Annotated in this window: 14 protein-coding genes and 1 pseudogene; 5 read left to right on the top strand and 10 right to left on the bottom strand. The window is 62.8% G+C overall.

Features of this window, described 5'->3' with window-relative positions; genetic code table 11:
* Positions 1-221 (top strand): annotated as a pseudogene (locus KUV62_RS13985) (integrase); the annotation flags it as partial.
* Between the two features lie 327 nt (positions 222-548).
* On the opposite strand, the gene KUV62_RS13980 reads toward KUV62_RS13985, so the two are convergent.
* From KUV62_RS13980 to KUV62_RS13955, 6 genes are all read right to left on the bottom strand, one after another.
* Entirely contained in the window at positions 549-2,069 is a 1,521-nt protein-coding gene (locus KUV62_RS13980) for a D-alanyl-D-alanine carboxypeptidase family protein (RefSeq protein WP_222604319.1), read from the bottom strand.
* Positions 2,070-2,089: 20 nt separating this feature from the next.
* Positions 2,090-2,683: a hypothetical protein gene (locus KUV62_RS13975; RefSeq protein WP_222604318.1), complete on the bottom strand. Its 594-nt coding sequence runs from the start codon at positions 2,681-2,683 to the stop codon at positions 2,090-2,092.
* Positions 2,680-3,024, bottom strand: a complete 345-nt coding sequence (locus tag KUV62_RS13970) for a hypothetical protein (RefSeq protein ID WP_222604317.1) — start codon at positions 3,022-3,024, stop codon at positions 2,680-2,682. Before KUV62_RS13970 ends, KUV62_RS13975 begins: the two co-directional genes overlap by 4 nt.
* A 24-nt stretch (positions 3,025-3,048) precedes the next feature.
* On the bottom strand, positions 3,049-3,471 hold the full coding sequence (locus KUV62_RS13965; protein WP_222604316.1) for a hypothetical protein: 423 nt from the start codon (positions 3,469-3,471) through the stop codon (positions 3,049-3,051).
* A gap of 158 nt (positions 3,472-3,629) precedes the next feature.
* Complete coding sequence (locus tag KUV62_RS13960) at positions 3,630-5,138, bottom strand: hypothetical protein (RefSeq protein WP_222604315.1); 1,509 nt, start codon at positions 5,136-5,138, stop codon at positions 3,630-3,632.
* 764 nt (positions 5,139-5,902) lie between these two features.
* Positions 5,903-7,981 carry a 3-hydroxyacyl-CoA dehydrogenase NAD-binding domain-containing protein gene (locus tag KUV62_RS13955; RefSeq protein ID WP_222604314.1) on the bottom strand — a complete coding sequence of 693 codons (2,079 nt, stop codon included), beginning with the start codon at positions 7,979-7,981 and terminating at the stop codon, positions 5,903-5,905.
* A gap of 189 nt (positions 7,982-8,170) precedes the next feature.
* Between KUV62_RS13955 and KUV62_RS13950 the strand changes: the two genes are divergently transcribed.
* The 4 genes from KUV62_RS13950 (at position 8,171) to KUV62_RS13935 (ending at position 11,726) form a co-directional block, all read left to right on the top strand.
* Positions 8,171-8,797 carry a nucleoside triphosphate hydrolase gene (locus tag KUV62_RS13950; protein ID WP_222604313.1) on the top strand — a complete coding sequence of 209 codons (627 nt, stop codon included), beginning with the start codon at positions 8,171-8,173 and terminating at the stop codon, positions 8,795-8,797.
* A 337-nt stretch (positions 8,798-9,134) separates the two neighbouring features.
* Positions 9,135-10,115, top strand: a complete 981-nt coding sequence (locus tag KUV62_RS13945) for an ABC transporter substrate-binding protein (RefSeq protein ID WP_222604341.1) — start codon at positions 9,135-9,137, stop codon at positions 10,113-10,115.
* 46 nt (positions 10,116-10,161) lie between these two features.
* A complete protein-coding gene (locus KUV62_RS13940) occupies positions 10,162-10,962 on the top strand; it encodes an ABC transporter ATP-binding protein (RefSeq protein ID WP_222604312.1) in 801 nt (266 codons plus the stop codon).
* Entirely contained in the window at positions 10,962-11,726 is a 765-nt protein-coding gene (locus tag KUV62_RS13935; RefSeq protein ID WP_222604311.1) for an ABC transporter permease, read from the top strand. The genes KUV62_RS13940 and KUV62_RS13935 overlap by 1 nt, the downstream gene beginning before the upstream one ends.
* A 179-nt stretch (positions 11,727-11,905) precedes the next feature.
* On the opposite strand, the gene KUV62_RS13930 is transcribed toward KUV62_RS13935, so the two are convergent.
* From KUV62_RS13930 to KUV62_RS13915, 4 genes are all read right to left on the bottom strand, one after another.
* Positions 11,906-12,532 carry a GNAT family N-acetyltransferase gene (locus KUV62_RS13930; protein ID WP_222604310.1) on the bottom strand — a complete coding sequence of 209 codons (627 nt, stop codon included), beginning with the start codon at positions 12,530-12,532 and terminating at the stop codon, positions 11,906-11,908.
* 193 nt (positions 12,533-12,725) lie between these two features.
* A complete protein-coding gene (locus tag KUV62_RS13925) occupies positions 12,726-13,187 on the bottom strand; it encodes a thiol-disulfide oxidoreductase DCC family protein (RefSeq protein WP_222604309.1) in 462 nt (153 codons plus the stop codon).
* 61 nt (positions 13,188-13,248) lie between these two features.
* Complete coding sequence (locus KUV62_RS13920; protein ID WP_222604308.1) at positions 13,249-13,878, bottom strand: TetR/AcrR family transcriptional regulator; 630 nt, start codon at positions 13,876-13,878, stop codon at positions 13,249-13,251.
* A 258-nt stretch (positions 13,879-14,136) separates the two neighbouring features.
* A complete protein-coding gene (locus KUV62_RS13915; RefSeq protein WP_222604307.1) occupies positions 14,137-15,489 on the bottom strand; it encodes a cytochrome P450 in 1,353 nt (450 codons plus the stop codon).
* Positions 15,490-15,606 lie beyond the last annotated feature (117 nt).

Raw genomic sequence — 15,606 nt, 5'->3', positions numbered from 1 at the left:
CCCGCCTCGTGCGGGACTGGGTGACGTCTATCGGTCTCGAGCCGAGTGCCTACGGCACGCACTCCATGCGGCGGACCAAGGTGGCGCAGATATATCGCAAAACTGGCAACCTCCGCGCAATGCAGCTCCTGCTCGGCCATACGAAGATGGATAGTACGGTGCGCTACCTTGGTGTCGAGCTCGAAGATGCGCTCGCCATCGCGGAGGCGGTGGAGCTCTGAGAAGTCGGGCCGGTCGGTAGCGGCCGGCCCTCTCCAGACATTCGCCAAGTTGGTCATTGCCGCGGCGCAGCTTTCCCAAACCGGCCATCGGTTGCATCGTGCAGCATAATCTGGCGGGCCAAGGTCGGAAGAGCGGAGTGAACTTTCGCCGCGCACATAACATTGGCAGCTTTCTACGCCTTGCGTTTCCAGCAATCCACAGTGGCGTTGTGTTCTTGACGCTTTAGAACACGCTTTTTCGTCAACCTAAGTCCAAAGTTTGCGACACAATGCCCGGCTTTGCGACTAGAAGCACATTCAGCACCATTTATCGCAACAGGTCCTGCACTACCCGTACAGAACGAAACAAGCATCACTATACCATTCCGCGGCGCGGTCGATATGGTTTCCATGGGAGCGAATACGCCACTGATTCTGACTGGATGCTCTTAGGTTTCCTGAATTGTAGGCTGCCGCAACCAATAACGGGTTGCCGCTGGTTGTCGGCATTTGATGTCGGATATAAGATGTACCTATATCTATACAGACGTCGATATTGTACAACCCCAAATCAGTCGGCGTCTTGGATGGCTTGTTCTTGAAGAATGCGAACTGACTATTATTGTCATAGCCAAGCCCAACGACGTTGTTCATCCAGCGCGCGGTGTCTGCCATTACCTGCATGGGACCAGCGCTGTAATCGCCCTTTTCCTTGCCGTCGATTGCCGGATCGCCTGTCGCCCCGACCGTATAGCTCTTCTCCCAGCGATAAGTGCGGGGGCCAGTAAACCCGTCTATTCGAAAAGCCGCGGTTTCGGTTGCGATGGTCATTACGATCAGTTCGGGGGCCACCTCATGTTTCTGCGAAGCAGCGTGAATTTGGGGGCCAAGCTTGGCAAGGATTTCCTGAGTAGTGATTGGCGCACCGGAAGTGCGCCACAATTTCAGTCGACCTGTGTGGTCGCGCGTGTAGACCCCTTTCTTATCGTACGTCCAACTATCTCCGCCGAACATGGAATACCATGTTGACGAAGTGATCCCGCCAGCGGACAGAAGGCCGACCATCGGACTTGGAAAGGCTGGTCGGTCGTTGGTTGACGGAAGCGGTGGCTTCTTCAAACCCGCCCAACCAGCAATGAATTTAGTCAAATTGTCTGACCAGCTTTGATCACCACCGTTGGGATAATCGCCATTCATCAATTCCGTCAGAGTTATCCCGATCATCTGCACATGGGGAAGTTCCCAATTTAAAGGCTCCAGCCCGTTGGAAATTGCAATCTTGTGAAAGCGGTCCCATTCTCTACGTTGCTGGGCTGTATCGGCGCTCCAATTCCATTTGTTGTTTTCAAAGCGGACAAAATCGGCGGCCAGACCATATTGGTGATACGATTCCCACGCGTTTGCGTTCGTCACTTTTTTACCGGTGGCGGTGCGTCCTTGCGCGAACAATTTCGCCTGGCGCTGTGGCGTTCTAAAGGCTTCAAACACTTTCATCGGGATGTTTTCCGCGTCAAGCTGTCTCTGCACCCCGCTAACGCGCTTACGTACAGCGGGATGCAGGTGGGTGAGATCGTTGAAGCGTTTGTCCGGGGAAACGTTAGTCGCGGCTGCAGTCGTGATCGCTGCCGCCAGGGTTTCCTGGGGTTGTGCCGACGCAACAACGGCGCCGCTTGCCGTGGAAGTAGGGGCTCCGCCAGCTGCGACAGCGGGCACGGCGGGGGACGTGAGAGCCATGCAAACGGCCGTGAAAGTGCCGTTGCCATTGTCGTTGGTCAACAGGGTGCCATTGTCGACGGCACACCCCCTGCGCAACGACTCAATCAGCCCGGGCACGGCATTCGGAATGGTCCAGAGAATTTTGTCGGTCATGGTATTGGCTCCCTAAAAATTCATAGCTTTAGAAATTCGGCAATCCTTTTATTTCCGCCAGCGTTCTCGGGGGCTACGATCGTTCCGATGGCTCGCGTCATAGACGTATCGCCCAGTGCGATCGACAGGCCGTGTTGAAGGGCAAGGTTCAAGTATGTCTCAAGGTTGGTCGGATTCGCCGCAGTGTAGTCCAGCAGCTTCGCGGATACGTCGACTTCAGCCGGAACAGTCACGGCGGTAAAGACGGGCGCGTGGGTCACGGCCGCAACGACTTTGGGTTTGCCCGCGATCGCAGTGGCGGCACGCCCTGAGGCAAAAGACGTCCCAATCCGTACATTGCCGCCAAAGGCGTTCTGACCGGCTTCCCGCTGCAGATCGAACCGGGAGAACATGTTTACGCCTTCGCCGGTCGGACGTCCGTTGGCGTCCCGTTGCGACGGAGGGACATGCGCGACGACCCTGCGTTGAAGCCCCGCGTTCACTTCGAGCGGCGCGGCCTCGGCCGGATCGCTACGGATCGCAAGGTTGACGCCGGTGCGCTCGCCATAGACCAGAGCTTCGGTACAGGCGGAAATCCCTAGGAGGAGGAAGAAAACTGCGGCAATGCGGATCATTTATTGCCTCCTAGCGGGTCGCAATTGAATACATTGTCGCCATTTTGCAGGGCTTTGGCGAAAGTCTGCGCCGCTTTCCCGCTGGCGGTGATGTCGGTGTATTGGCTCAAATAGACGCCATCGACTACCAGTTCGGTACAACTGAGCAGTGCCATCGCATCGCGGTCGCCGGTCGGTTCCTGAACAGTGACGGGGATAATTGTCACAAAGTCTCGGTCATAGCCGACGAGCAACTGACCTTGTTGGCGGTCGGCGCTGACCCTTGCGTTCACACCAACAACCGTGTCATGTGCGACGTAGAGATTATGCGGTGAGCACCCCAAAGCGAAAATTGCGAGCATAGCGGCATAGGGGACTCTCATAGATCAATGAACTCCACATATATTTTCGTCGAAATCAATTTGAACAACAGTAGCCTCTGGTCTGCGCGGATCAAAGAGGATTCTTCTGAAAGATGATTCCCCGAGCCCAATCGGTCGCAGTCGTAGACTCTCGCGACGCCCGATCGACAGTCCTGCTTCACGCCCATTGATGACGAAGCCCAGCCCTTCAACTACGGTGAAACGCAATTCAAGAGAAGTGCCGAGAATCGTGGTCGAATTCTGCTTGCAGATCTTCGAATAAGCCAGAAGACTCCTGTATCTTCCTAGCGTCACGCTGAAAAGATCACGGCGGGTTTCAATGTGGAGGCCAAATGCGGTGAGTTGATCTACAATGCCGTCGTTCGCTGGGACCACATCATGGCTCGCAGTGCCCAGATGATTGATGGAACATGCTGACAATTGCATTGCCAAGACAATCACAAGCCAAAATGGAGATCGGAAAACCCTCTTTAGAAACTCACAGCATAAACACATTTACCAAACCATATTGGATTATCGCCTGCGATTCCAGAGCGATGCGTCGAAAGTTTGTGTTCGCGAGTCTAACTCCCAGAGCCGAAAATCTATTGGCTAGGTTGGTTCGATCCCGGAGGAGGCGGTGATTGAACTGTCGGTGGCGGTGTTGGAGCCGGTATCGGTGGCGCTGCTGGACCGGGCTGTGCCTGCTGTCCGCTTTCAGCAATCACAGGTGTTGCTCGACCTAAGATATAGCCGGATATTCCTCCAAGTAGGGCCGATAGCTCTTTACCCTCAAGAATTCCGGTAATTCCGAAAAGAATAATTGCAATGACGAGTGAAAATAGCGTGACGAACTGGATGCCCGCTTCAGCCGAAAAAACCACCCGTCGAACTTTTTCGTCGTCGCGCGTAATGCCAAAGAACTTCCAGATTACCAACCCGACCAAAAGCGCAAAGGCGAAGGACATTAAAAGCTTGAAAGAATTTTCGGCTTGCCGTGGAATGAATAGGTCGTTTATCTCATTCTCAACGGTCGTTTGTCGCAGAATTTTATTTTCGAGCGTATTGCTAGCAGTCTGATGAGCGGCTTCTAGGGTGCTTCGCTCAAGTATCAATGCGTCAAGTTCACCTCTCAGGTTATCTGGGTCATCCAATCTCACTTTGTCTATTTCTATCTGCCGTTTCACTTCAGCATCCAGCTTTTCAATATCCACCCGCACCCTAAAGGCATCGGACACAGTGCGCTGTTGACGCTCACCTATATCCCGCAGCTCTCTCTCAATGTTCGAAATTCGCTCTCGCGTTTGCGCCAATTCCAACCTGCGGCTTTCAATCGTTTCCTTTACATTTTCTAGGGCATCTTCAGCGGTTTTGACTTTCACTTCAGCCGAAATGATTGCCGGGGACAGCGTCTCAGAATCGAGCTCTAAATTAGTGCGCCGCAGTTCCGATAGTTCGTCGATCTTCAGATCCTTGCGCTGGGTGATGGCCAGTTCGTCCTCCAAAATCTCAATTTCACCTCTTAATCTTTTGCGCTCCCTTTCAATTGGCGCGATGAGTAGTCGGAAATCCGCCTCGGCTCGCCGAATATCTTGCCTGGATAATGCGAGACGCTCTTCGAAAGCTCTAAGCTCTTTTTGTAGCTCATCTTCAGTGTTTTGGAGGTCGGCTAGTTCCGCTTCTTTTGTCAGGCTGTCGGTTTCCAGGCTTTTTGCACGCGCAATGACTTCTTTTTCAAAGCTTTGGGCTGAGATAAGTTGATTTCGAAAGTCTCTCAGCGCATCAGATTCGACGGCGCTCTCCGAGGCCTTTAGCCTTGATCTCAGATCTTGGATCTCGATATCGAGATTTGCGAGTGTCGCGCTTCGCGACTGAACCAAAGCGCGGGTTTGGGGGATGGTTTCCAGCAAGCGAATACGTTCGTCACGAAGCTTCTGAAATTCCTGCTCTGCCCTGAACCTGTTCAGAGCTTTAGAAAGCGACGATGAAATGCTTCCTGTTTCAGGCAAGCGTTCAATTTCATCTTCGGGTTTCTCGCTGCCCTCAGCGTTCTGAGCGAGTACAGCCGATCCCCAAAAAAACAAAACAAGAGCAGCAGCAAGAAATGAGCGCATATCTACCTCCAATTTTTCGCCTGAAGAACTTCAACCAAGAATGGAGCTATGTTTGTATTTTCTCCTTCTCCTGTCAAATGAAGACGGACAAGCAAACTGATAGGTTTCGAGAGAGAGCAAAAAGGAAGCGTCATTCGTTGCAGTGCAGAAAGTGGTAGGAGTGGACTCGGTGCAGCCATGCGGCGACGCAGAACAAGCCTCGACCTTGGTCCGCTCCGAATGTCGGCTTCCACTTTTTGTGGGTGATCGGATCGTCGCCGCAGCGCATGTCGGCTCCCCGCCCTTCGTGTCGGCGCCTAGCGTCATGCTGCGTCTTGCACGAAGGTCGCGGAAGCGCTGCTCTCTTTCGTTCGCGGTACGCGACTGGAAGGTTCGGTTAGCGTATGCCATCTGGCTCAGCCCCCGCGTCGATGAGAATGGAGTGTCTCACACGTGACCGACGCGATGAACTGCCAGGTCAACCTCTGGCAGTGTCCTTAGCGCGAAGTGCCGGAAAGGGCAGGTTCTCTTGGTTTGTGACTACTCCCGCGGGCGAGAAGTGCATATCCGGGATTGGGCCAAATACAGTGCAATCAACAGCCGGTTAAGGGGCGCTGCCCCCCCCCTTGGCGCCGTGCGCCAATTCACACCCGAGGTATTTGAAAACTAGAGAAGGACAGGGCGCGGCGCTCCTGTCTTCTCTTCGTCAAAAATACTCCCGCCGGAGGCAGGCCGGCGCGCACGGCCGGGTGCGCGGCGGCTATGTGGGCGCCGGGGCGGGGGTCTTAGCCCATGGGGCTCCCCTCCGCGATGGCGCGAGAGAGGCGTGCCGGCACCGACCAGCTGACCGGGTCCTCCTCGGCCAGGCCGGCCAGATCGTCGCGCAGCGCGGTGAGGCCCCAATCCTCCGCCAGCTTCATCGGGCCGCCGCGCCAGCGGGGGAAGCCGTAGCCGTGGATCAGTGTCAGGTCGATCTCCTCCGGGCGGCGCGCGATGCCTTCCTCGAGGATGTCGCAGCTCTCGGCGATCATCGCCAGCGTCACCCGGCGCGAGATCTCCTCCGCGTCAAAGGCGCGCCGCGTCACGCCGGCATCAGTGGCGCAGCTCTCGATCACCGAACGGACGGTCTCGGAGGGCCGGGGGCGCCCGTCTTCGTAATCGTACCAGCCCGCGCCGGTCTTGCGGCCGAGCCGGGCGTGGTCTTCCACAAGCCTGTCGGCGATCGCGACGTAGCGGATCCCGGGCTGGTTGCGCAGATCCTTGCGCTGGCGGTTGGCGTGGGCGATGTCGAGCCCGGAGAGATCCTGCGTCATGAACGGACCCATCGCCATGCCGAAGCCGGTCATCGCGTCGTCGATCTCCCAGGGCAGGGCGCCCTCGAGCAGCATCACCTCGCAGGCCTGGCGATAGCGCGACAGGATGCGGTTGCCGATGAAGCCCTCGCAGATCCCGGCCTCGACCGCGACCTTGCCGAGCCGCCGGGTCAGGCCGAAGGCCGTGGCCAGCGTCTGCGGCGAGCTGGCGCGGGCGCGGACGATCTCGACGAGCTTCATCAGATGCGCGGGGGCGAAGAAATGCAGCCCGAGAAAGCGCTCGGGCCGGGCGAGATCGCCGGCGATGGCATCGGGGTCGAGATAGGAGGTGTTGGTGGCCAGAAGCGTGGTCGGGGGGAGATCGGCGGCGAAGCGGCGGAACAGGGCCTGCTTCACGGCGAGGTCTTCGAACACCGCCTCTATGGCGATGTCGACCGGGGGCAGGGGCTGGGGGCCATGCAAGACGCGAAAGCGCTGCGAGAGCTGCCGGTCGGCCGCGTCCTGCGCCAGCTTGCCGCGCGCCACCGCCTGTTCGAAGAGCCCGGCGACATTGGCGCGGGCGCGTGCGGCGGCGGCGGCATCGTGCTCGAGCAGGGAGATGTCGATGCCGGCAATGCAGAGCGCGTAGGCGATGGCAGCGCCCATGGTGCCGCCCCCGGCCACCAGCGCGGTGCGGATCTCCGCCGGTGCCTCGGCCTGCAGCGTGGCGGGGCGGGCAGCGGCGCGTTCGGCGAAGAAGACGTGGCGCAGGGCGCTGGCTTGGGAGCCCGCTCGCAGCTCGAGGAAGGTGGCACGCTCTTCGGCGAGGGCTGCGTCGAAGGGCAGCTCGGCCGAGGCCTCCACCAGCGCGATCGCGCGCAGCGGGGCGATCTGGCCGCGCATCTTCTTGCGCGCGGTGGCGCGGGCGGCCTCGGCCGCCTCGGGGGCGGGCGCGGGGCGCGGCAGATCGGCCGCCGAGGACGTGTCGAGCCGCTCTGGCGCGAGTGCAAGCGCGGCCTCGAGCGGACGCTCGGAGAGCCCGTCGACCATGCCGAGCGACAGCGCCTCTTCGGCGCCGATGCGCGCGCCGGTGGAGGCCAGCGGCAGGGCCGCCTCGAGACCGATGATCCGGGGCAGACGCTGGGTGCCGCCAGAGCCGGGCACGATGCCGAGCGTCACCTCCGGCAGCCCCATGAGCGCGCCGGGGGCGGCGAGCCTCACCCGGCAGGCCAGCGCGATCTCGAGCCCGCCGCCAAGCGCCGTGCCGTTGATCGCGGCGACCGAGGGCAGGGCCTCGAGCCTGCCCAGCACCTCGGGCAGCTGCGGATCGAGCGCCGGGCCGTCGAACTCGCGCACGTCCGCCCCGGCCACGAAGGCGCGGCCCGCGCCGGTAACGATCACCCGGTCGATTGCGCCGGTCTCGAGAAGCATCTCCGCCTTGGTGCAGGCCGCCAGCAGGCCCGCCCGCACCGTCTGTCCAATGACGTTGAGCGGCGGGTTGTCGATGGTGACCAGCAAGGCGCGGCCGCGCAGCTCGGTGCGGACCGGGGAGGCGGTGAGGGTGGCGGGCATGGCTGGCTCCTTCGGTGCCGGTGATCTTGCGGCGCGGGGGGATGGTCCGCGCGCTCCAAATGATCTTCTACATGGAGAATGGCATTCTTCCAAAAGAATTATCGTGGCGGCGTGCTGCGCGTTTGAAGGAGGCGGTGGACGGAGGCGCGGAGGGCAGGCATTGTCACGGCGATCAGGGAGGGCAGGGCCATGAGCGAGAATCTCGATGTCGCAACCATTGCCGAGCGGCTGACCGCGCTGGCGGGCGGGAATGGGCGCGTTTTCGTGGCCATTGCCGGGGCGCCGGCCTCCGGCAAGAGCACGCTGGCGGAGATCCTGCGCGACATGGTCGACCGCGCCCATCCCGGCAAGGTCGAGATCCTGCCGATGGACGGCTTTCACTACGACGACGCGGTGCTGCGGGCGCGTGGAACGCTTGCGCGCAAGGGCGCGCCGCATACCTTCGATGCCGATGGGCTGGCGGCATTGCTCGACCGGCTCGCCACCAGCGAGCGGCCGGTGGCCGTTCCGGTCTTCGACCGGGCGCTCGAGATCTCGCGCGCCGCGGCCCGGATCATTGCCCCCGACGTGCGGCTGATCCTCGTCGAGGGCAACTACCTGCTGCTCGACGATCCCGACTGGGCGCGGCTGCGCCCGCGCTTCGACCTGACGGTCTTCGTCGACGTGCCGGTGCCGGTGCTGGAGCAGCGCCTGACCGAGCGCTGGGGCGGGCTCGATCCGCAGGTCGCGCAGGCCAAGATCGCCGACAACGACCTGCCGAATGCGCGGCTGGTGGCCGAGCAGAGCGTCGCGGCTGACATCGTTCTGAAGGGCTGAGCGAAGCTGCCGCAGAATTGGGCACTCGCACAGGGAGAGCGGGCGGGATCGCCGCTCAGAACCCCTGAGAGTGGCGTGCGGAGCAGGGTTTCGGCCCGGCAGTGGCGGCGCTTGAGGCGGGTGCAAATTTTGTCCACATGGTCATTTTTTCTTGATTAATTTTTGCGCAGAGGGGGTGTTTTTCGTACAATCGGGTGTCGCAGGGCGTGGGGTCACCTGCCCGCCGCCGGCAAGACCTGTCAATCTGCAGCCGGCTGGGGCCATAGCTCGCGCCAGTCAAGACTTATGGGAGCAAGCCTTGTTCAATCGATACATCTCTACCGCCTTCGCCGCCTCCATGGCCGTGATCGGCGCAACCGGTGCCGCGAGCGCCGAAACCGACATGCCCTTCGCGCTGGACTGGAAATTCGAGGGCCCCGCGGCGCCGTATTTCCTCGCCATCGACAGCGGCCTGTTCGCCGATGCCGATCTCAGCGTCGAGATCTCCGAGGGCAAGGGCTCGCTCGACGCGATCCCGAAGGTCGCCACCGGCGCCTACCCGGTGGGCTTCGCCGACATCAACAGCCTGATGCGCTTCATCGACCAGAACCCCGGCGCGCCGGTGACCGCGGTCATGATGATCTACGACAAGCCGCCCTTTGCCGTGGTCGGTCGCAAGTCGCTCGGCGTCGAGGCGCCGAAGGATCTCGAGGGCAAGGTGCTGGGTGCACCGCCGCCCGATGGCGCCTGGGCGCAATTCCCGATCTTCGCCGCCGAGAACGATCTCGACATGGACGCGATCACCGTCGAGCCGGTCGGCTTCCCGACCCGCGAGCCGATGCTGGCGCAGGGCGAGGTTGCCGCGGTGACCGGCTTCTCGTTCTCCTCGACGCTGAACCTCAAGCGCCTCGGCGTGGCCGAGGATGACCTCAGCGTCATCCTGATGGCCGACAACGGCGTCGAGCTCTACGGCAACGCGGTGATCGTCAACACCGATTTCGCCGCCGAGAACCCCGAGGCCGTGACCGCCTTCCTCGGCGCCATCGCCGGTGGCTGGAAGGCCGCCATCGAAGATCCCGAGGCCGCCATCGCCGCCCTGATCGAGCGCAACCCGGCTGCCGATGCAGAGCTCGAGACCGAGCGCCTGCAGATGGCGATCGATGACAACGTGCTGACCGATTACGTCGCCGAGAATGGCATCGGCGGCGTCGATGCCGACCGCATGGCGGCGGCCATCGAGCAGACCAAGTCGGTCTACGAGTTCACCTCCGAGCCCGACGCGTCGCTCTACTTCGACGACAGCTACCTGCCCGCCGCCGACGCGCGCATGCTGAAGTAAGGCACAAGGGTGCCGGCGGCCTCAGGCTGCCGGCGCCCGCACCGACATGACCAATCTCATCGACATCAAGGGCGTGACCCACGCCTACCAGACACCGAACGGTCCGCTGCCGGTGCTGGACAATCTCAACGTCTCGGTCCCCGAGGGCGAGTTCGCCGCCGTGGTCGGCCCCTCGGGCTGTGGCAAGTCCACGCTCACCCGCCTTGTCGCTGGTCTGATGAAGCCCGACCAAGGCGAGGTCTGGCTGCACGGCAAGCTGGTGAAATCGCCGCGCAAGACCGTTGGCATGGCGTTTCAGAACCCGGTCATGCTGGAATGGCGCACCATCCTGCAAAACGTCATGCTGCCGCTTGAGATCGTCGCCTCCGGCATGCCGAAGAAGCAGCGCGTCGAGCGCGCGATGGAGCTGCTTGAGCTGGTCGGCCTCTCCGGCTTCGAAAACAAGCGCCCCTCCGAGCTCTCCGGCGGCATGCGCCAGCGCGCCTCGCTGTGCCGCGCCATCGTTCACAAGCCCGACGTGCTGATCATGGACGAGCCCTTCGGCGCGCTCGATGCCTTCACCCGCGAGGACCTGTGGCAGACCATGCACGAGCTGCGCGCCAAGGAGCCCTTCACCGCGGTGCTGATCACCCATGACCTGCGCGAGAGCGTCTATCTCGGCGACCAGGTCATCGTGCTCTCGGGCCGCCCCGCGACGACGCAATACGTGCTCGACGTGCATTACCCGGGCGAGGGGCTGCGCAAGCTCGAGGGGCTCTACACGCCCGAATGCGCGCAAATGCTCGCCACGCTGCGCGAACAGATCCAGATCGCCCAAGGGCGACAGCCAGAACCGGCGGTGCACTGATGCGGAATGTCCAGAAAGTCGCCGTCCCGGTCGGCGCGATGCTCGTCTTCCTGCTGCTGTGGGAGTTCCTCGTCTGGGTCAACGGCTGGCCGAACTACGTCATGGCCTCGCCCTCCGATCTGCCCGAGGCCTATATCCGCTTCTGGTCGCTCTTCGTCGAAGGTAGCTGGCAGACTCTCTGGCGCACCGTCGCCGGGCTGGCGCTGGCGGTGATCTTCGGTACGGCGCTCGGCATGGTCATGGGCTTCTCGCGCATTGCGCGCGACGCGCTCTACCCGCTGCTTGTCGGCTTTAACGCCATCCCCAAGGCGACGCTGGTGCCGGTGCTGGCGCTGCTCTTCATCGGGCAGCACAATTTCAACACCGTGCTGATGGCCTTCCTGATCTCGTTCTTCCCGATCGCGGTCTCGGTGGGCATCGGCCTGTCGACGCTGGAACCGGAATACCGCGATATCCTGCGCTCGCTCGGGGCCAGCCGGCTGACGATCTTCCGCAAGATCGCCCTGCCCAAGACTCTGCCGGAGTTCTTCGGCGCGCTGAAGGTCTCGGTGACACTGGCCTTCATCGGCACCAACCTCGTCGAGATCATCTCGCCGCACGGGCGGGGGCTTGGGGCGCTGTTCCTGTCGGGGCAGACCAACTCGAACTACCCGCTGATGTTCGCGGTTCTGATTGCGCTCGCGGTGCTGGGGATCATCCTCTACTACGCGGTGGTCATGCTGGAGAAGATCTTCGCCGGCTGGGCGGAGCGGCCGCAGCACTGAGCCGGGTCTTGAGCCTGTGATCTGGAGCGTCCCTGCAGGAGACTGCGGGGGCGTTTCTGTTTCGGGTTCGCTGCGGCCAGACAGAAAAGAACCCGCACCAGCGGTGCGGGTTCGTCGATTGGCACAGGCAGAGCGGTCCGGGCAAAGTGGCTCAGGAAGAGCGGCTCGGTCGGAGCGGGTCAGACCATGTGCGGCCTTGCGTAGAGGTCGAGCGGGGTGCGCGGAAAGCGGAACATCCCCTCGGCCTTGCCGGCGTGCTGCTGGAAACCGTGGCGGTTGTAGAAGGACAGCAGATCGTCGCGGCTCAGCCCTTCTTCGCCAAACGGCTCGTGATCCAGCGCGATGCCGAAATCGGCCTCGTCGGCCGCTTCCACCAGCCGGCGCAGGATGCGATGCGCGATGCCCTTGCCGCGATAGGCGGGGGCCACCCAGATGCCGTTCAGGATGAAGCGCTTCTTCTTCAGCGAATGCTCGATATAGGCGACGTTGTCCTCGGCGGTGCGGTAATAGGTCCGCTCCTCGGTCTCGCCACGGGTGGCGTGAAGCCCGGGGACGCGCAGGATCTGCGCCAGGATCTTGGCGTATTTCATCTCGGCCCGCTCGCGCGAGCGCTGGATGCCCGCCTCGATCTCGCGGGTCAAATCGGGGTGGCGGGTCTCGCAATAGTCGCGCATCCCGTGTTGCAGGGCCACGGCGACGAAGGCACGCAGCTCGCTCTCGAGCTCCTCGATCTCGCTCAGCAGTTCGGTTTCGCGCTCACTGTGCGCGTAGATAGGCCGCAGGCCCTCTCTATTCATGTATGGCATGTGATCCTCCCGGACAGGATATTAGCGCACGGAGGCTGCGGGAGCATCTTTTTTTCGCCGCCGCGATGCAAAATAGCGCACGTAAAGGTTGATTCTCAATCTGATCTGTAACTATAGGGCTAGCCCGCGCAGCTCAAGAGGCGCGGCGGACCAATGCGGCGCCGGCAATGCGCGGCGCGGTGGAATCGATTGTTCAGTCGATCAACCGCCGCCGCAGCGCCTCGTCGGGCAGGGCGCACATGTCGGTGCGGCCGAAGCGGTAGCGGTTGAAGGCAATGCGGCGATAGAGCCAGTCGCGCAACGGTGCCGGCAGGATGCGCATCAGGCTGGCCAGCCGGCCGACCCCGCCAAGACGCTCGCCGATGCGGATGATCGCGTCCATCCCTGACCAGGCCTTGCCCTGATCGAGAAACAGCCAGGTCTGCGGGTCCTCCGGGTCCTGCTCGAAGTGCCGCACCAGCGCGCTGCCCAGCGGCGATTGCACCGGGCAGATGCGAAAGGCCTCCTCCCGGTCGAGCCGGGCGATGGTCCGTGCGCCCCAAGAGCAGAGCACGCAGTCGCCATCCATCACGGCGAGCGGTCGGGTATCATCGAAGCCGGGGACGGCGCCGTCCTCGCGCCAGGAATGATCGGGTCGGTCTGGCAATGCGGCCATCTGGTCTCCTCCTGCGCGGGGCATGGTGGACCAGATGCGCGGGCAGGGGAAGCGCCGAGGCTCAGGCGGCGGGCTTGTCGGGCCAGCGCGCCTCGACCAGCATCGGCAGGATGCGCCTGAGGAAATCGCCCTGCGGGTCGTCATGGGAGACGATGAAGCGCCAGTTGCTTTCCACCGCGGTCAGCGCCATGCCCTGAAGGGTCGCGTAATCGAGCAGGAGCTGCGGATGCAGCTGCGACGCGGTCTCCCGACTGGGGATCGTGACGCCGTGATAGCGCGCCGCAGTGGTGAAGAACTGGCCGAAGGCGTCGCCCGAGGAGCGCATGAACTCGGGATCGTTGCGGTCGATCAGGGCGCGGCGATAGGTGACCTGAAGCCGGCCGGGAAACTCCATCGAGTAGCGCACGTAGATCGACGCCAGCTCGCGCACCTGTGCGCCAATGGGCTGGTCGGTCGAGACCGTGCGCATGCGGTCGGCCAGCTCGTCGAGGGTCAGCACGGCGACGGCGGTCAGCAGCCCGTTGACGGATTTGAAGTGATGCGCGGGGGCGCCGGGGGAGACGCCCGCCCGGGCAGCGGCCTTGCGCAGGGAAAAGCCCTCGATGCCGCCTTCGTGCAGGATATCGTCTGCCGCGGTGATCAGCGCCTCACGCAGCTGACCATGATGGTAGCTCTCACGGCTCTTGGTCATCCCCTGTACCTTTCACGCGACCCTCGCAAGGCGGAGCCGATACGCTTAAACGCGACTGGGTAACAGGCCTGATTCCAAATTCCAAAATCTATCGGCAAAAGGCCGCTCGCCGCTGCAAGTCGCGATTTCGCATGCGGCAGTTAACAAAACGCAAGTCGGCGCAATAAGTTCCGATCTCCTGTGCCGCGCCGTGTCGGGCGCTTCGGTGCGCCGGCTGATGGCATGCATGCAACAGCTGCCGAAACGCTCCGGGGCGGCTCACAGCGGATTCACGGAGAGCGTCACCCCGGGCTCGGGGCGCACCGTCATGTGCATGATGGGCTCGGGCACCGGGCCTGCCGGGGCAAAGCGGAACCGGGCGACCAGCGTGGCGAGGATGATCTGCGCCTGCATCATCGCGAAATTCGCCCCCACGCAGACCCGCGGTCCGGCGCCGAAGGGCAGGTAGGCGTAGCGGTCGCGCCCCTCGCGGGCGGCGGGGGAGAAGTGATCGGGGTCGAAGGCCTGCGGGCGCTCCCAGAGATCCGCGTGCCGGTGCAGGGCGTAGGTGTTGACGAAGACCGTCTCGCCGGGGCGGATGTCGCGGTCGTAGATCTCGTCGTCGTCGAGCACGTTGCGCGCCAGCATCCCCACCGGCGGGTAGAGCCGCATCGCCTCGTCGAGCACCTGCTCGATATAGGGCATGGCATCGAGGTCTCGGCCCTCCGCCGCACGCTCGCCCAGCACGCCGCGCGCCTCTGCGCGGGCTCGCTCCTGCGCCTGCGTGTCGTTGGCCAGAAGGTAGAGCGCCCAGGAGATCGCCAGAGCGGTGGTCTCGTGCCCGGCGACGATGAAGAACTGCATGTTGTGCAGCAGGTCCTGCGGCGACATGGTGCGCCCGGTCTCCGGGTCCTTGGCGCGCAGCATGTGATCGAGCAGGTCGTCGAGCGGTCCGGCGCCCTGCTTGCGGCGGTCGTTGATCGCCGCCGACACCATCCGGTGCATGGTCTTGACCGCGCCGCGCCCGAGGAACTCGCCGGGGCGGGGCACCCAGATCGGCATCTCGAGGAAATCCAGCAGCGAGGCGCGGCCCACGGTGAGGAAATACTTGGTTATGGCCTCGCCGTAGAGATCGGCATCGAAATGCTCGCGCCCCGACAGGGCCACGTCGCAGATCACGTCGAAGGTGGCCGAGAGCATCTCCTTGACCAGCTCGGCCTGCCCGCCGCTTTCCGCCAGCCGGCCGGCGGCGCGGGCGGCGGTCTCGGTCATCACCGGGGCCAGCGCCTCGACGTTGCGGGCGGCAAAGACCGGCGCGATGGCGCGGCGCTGCCAGCGCCACTGCGCGCCCTCGGAGGTGAACAGCGAATTGCCCACCGCCGGGCGCAACATCCGCAGCATGACCTCGGATTTCGGGTAGTTGCCGACATTGTCGAGAAAGATCCGCTTCATCCCCTCGGGGCCCTGCACCATGTGCCAGCGCGACGGGCCGGTGGTGCCGGTGACGATGGGCTGGGTATAGGCGATGCCGGGGATGATGCTGAGCACGTTGCGCCGCGCCTCGCGCACGCTGGCCAGCATGCCGAGCGGCTTGACGGGCGGGGTGATCGTGGGCGGAACGAAGGCGGACATGGGTCCCTCACGCGACAGGCTTCACAGGCTCCGGAGGTCACGACCGGAGTAGGTTTTCAACATATGGCGCGCGGCGGGTCAGGCCAGTTCTTTCCGGGCAGGCAGAGCCTTGCCTCA

It is taken from the genome of Salipiger bermudensis (genome assembly GCF_019801965.1).
Classification (GTDB): domain Bacteria; phylum Pseudomonadota; class Alphaproteobacteria; order Rhodobacterales; family Rhodobacteraceae; genus Salipiger; species Salipiger bermudensis_A.
This window is presented reverse-complemented; position numbering and strand designations above follow the sequence as displayed.

Bases quoted from the DNA above. Each gene is read 5' to 3' on its own strand.
- KUV62_RS13965 (WP_222604316.1), bottom strand. From the start codon at position 3,471: ATGCAATTGTCAGCATGTTCCATCAATCATCTGGGCACTGCGAGCCAT.
- KUV62_RS13940 (WP_222604312.1), top strand. From the start codon at position 10,162: ATGACCAATCTCATCGACATCAAGGGCGTGACCCACGCCTACCAGACA.
- KUV62_RS13955 (WP_222604314.1), bottom strand. From the start codon at position 7,981: ATGCCCGCCACCCTCACCGCCTCCCCGGTCCGCACCGAGCTGCGCGGC.
- KUV62_RS13930 (WP_222604310.1), bottom strand. From the start codon at position 12,532: ATGCCATACATGAATAGAGAGGGCCTGCGGCCTATCTACGCGCACAGT.
- KUV62_RS13950 (WP_222604313.1), top strand. From the start codon at position 8,171: ATGAGCGAGAATCTCGATGTCGCAACCATTGCCGAGCGGCTGACCGCG.
- KUV62_RS13980 (WP_222604319.1), bottom strand. From the start codon at position 2,069: ATGACCGACAAAATTCTCTGGACCATTCCGAATGCCGTGCCCGGGCTG.
- KUV62_RS13960 (WP_222604315.1), bottom strand. From the start codon at position 5,138: ATGCGCTCATTTCTTGCTGCTGCTCTTGTTTTGTTTTTTTGGGGATCG.
- KUV62_RS13915 (WP_222604307.1), bottom strand. From the start codon at position 15,489: ATGTCCGCCTTCGTTCCGCCCACGATCACCCCGCCCGTCAAGCCGCTC.
- KUV62_RS13945 (WP_222604341.1), top strand. From the start codon at position 9,135: ATGGCCGTGATCGGCGCAACCGGTGCCGCGAGCGCCGAAACCGACATG.
- KUV62_RS13935 (WP_222604311.1), top strand. From the start codon at position 10,962: ATGCGGAATGTCCAGAAAGTCGCCGTCCCGGTCGGCGCGATGCTCGTC.
- KUV62_RS13920 (WP_222604308.1), bottom strand. From the start codon at position 13,878: ATGACCAAGAGCCGTGAGAGCTACCATCATGGTCAGCTGCGTGAGGCG.
- KUV62_RS13925 (WP_222604309.1), bottom strand. From the start codon at position 13,187: ATGGCCGCATTGCCAGACCGACCCGATCATTCCTGGCGCGAGGACGGC.
- KUV62_RS13970 (WP_222604317.1), bottom strand. From the start codon at position 3,024: ATGCTCGCAATTTTCGCTTTGGGGTGCTCACCGCATAATCTCTACGTC.
- KUV62_RS13975 (WP_222604318.1), bottom strand. From the start codon at position 2,683: ATGATCCGCATTGCCGCAGTTTTCTTCCTCCTCCTAGGGATTTCCGCC.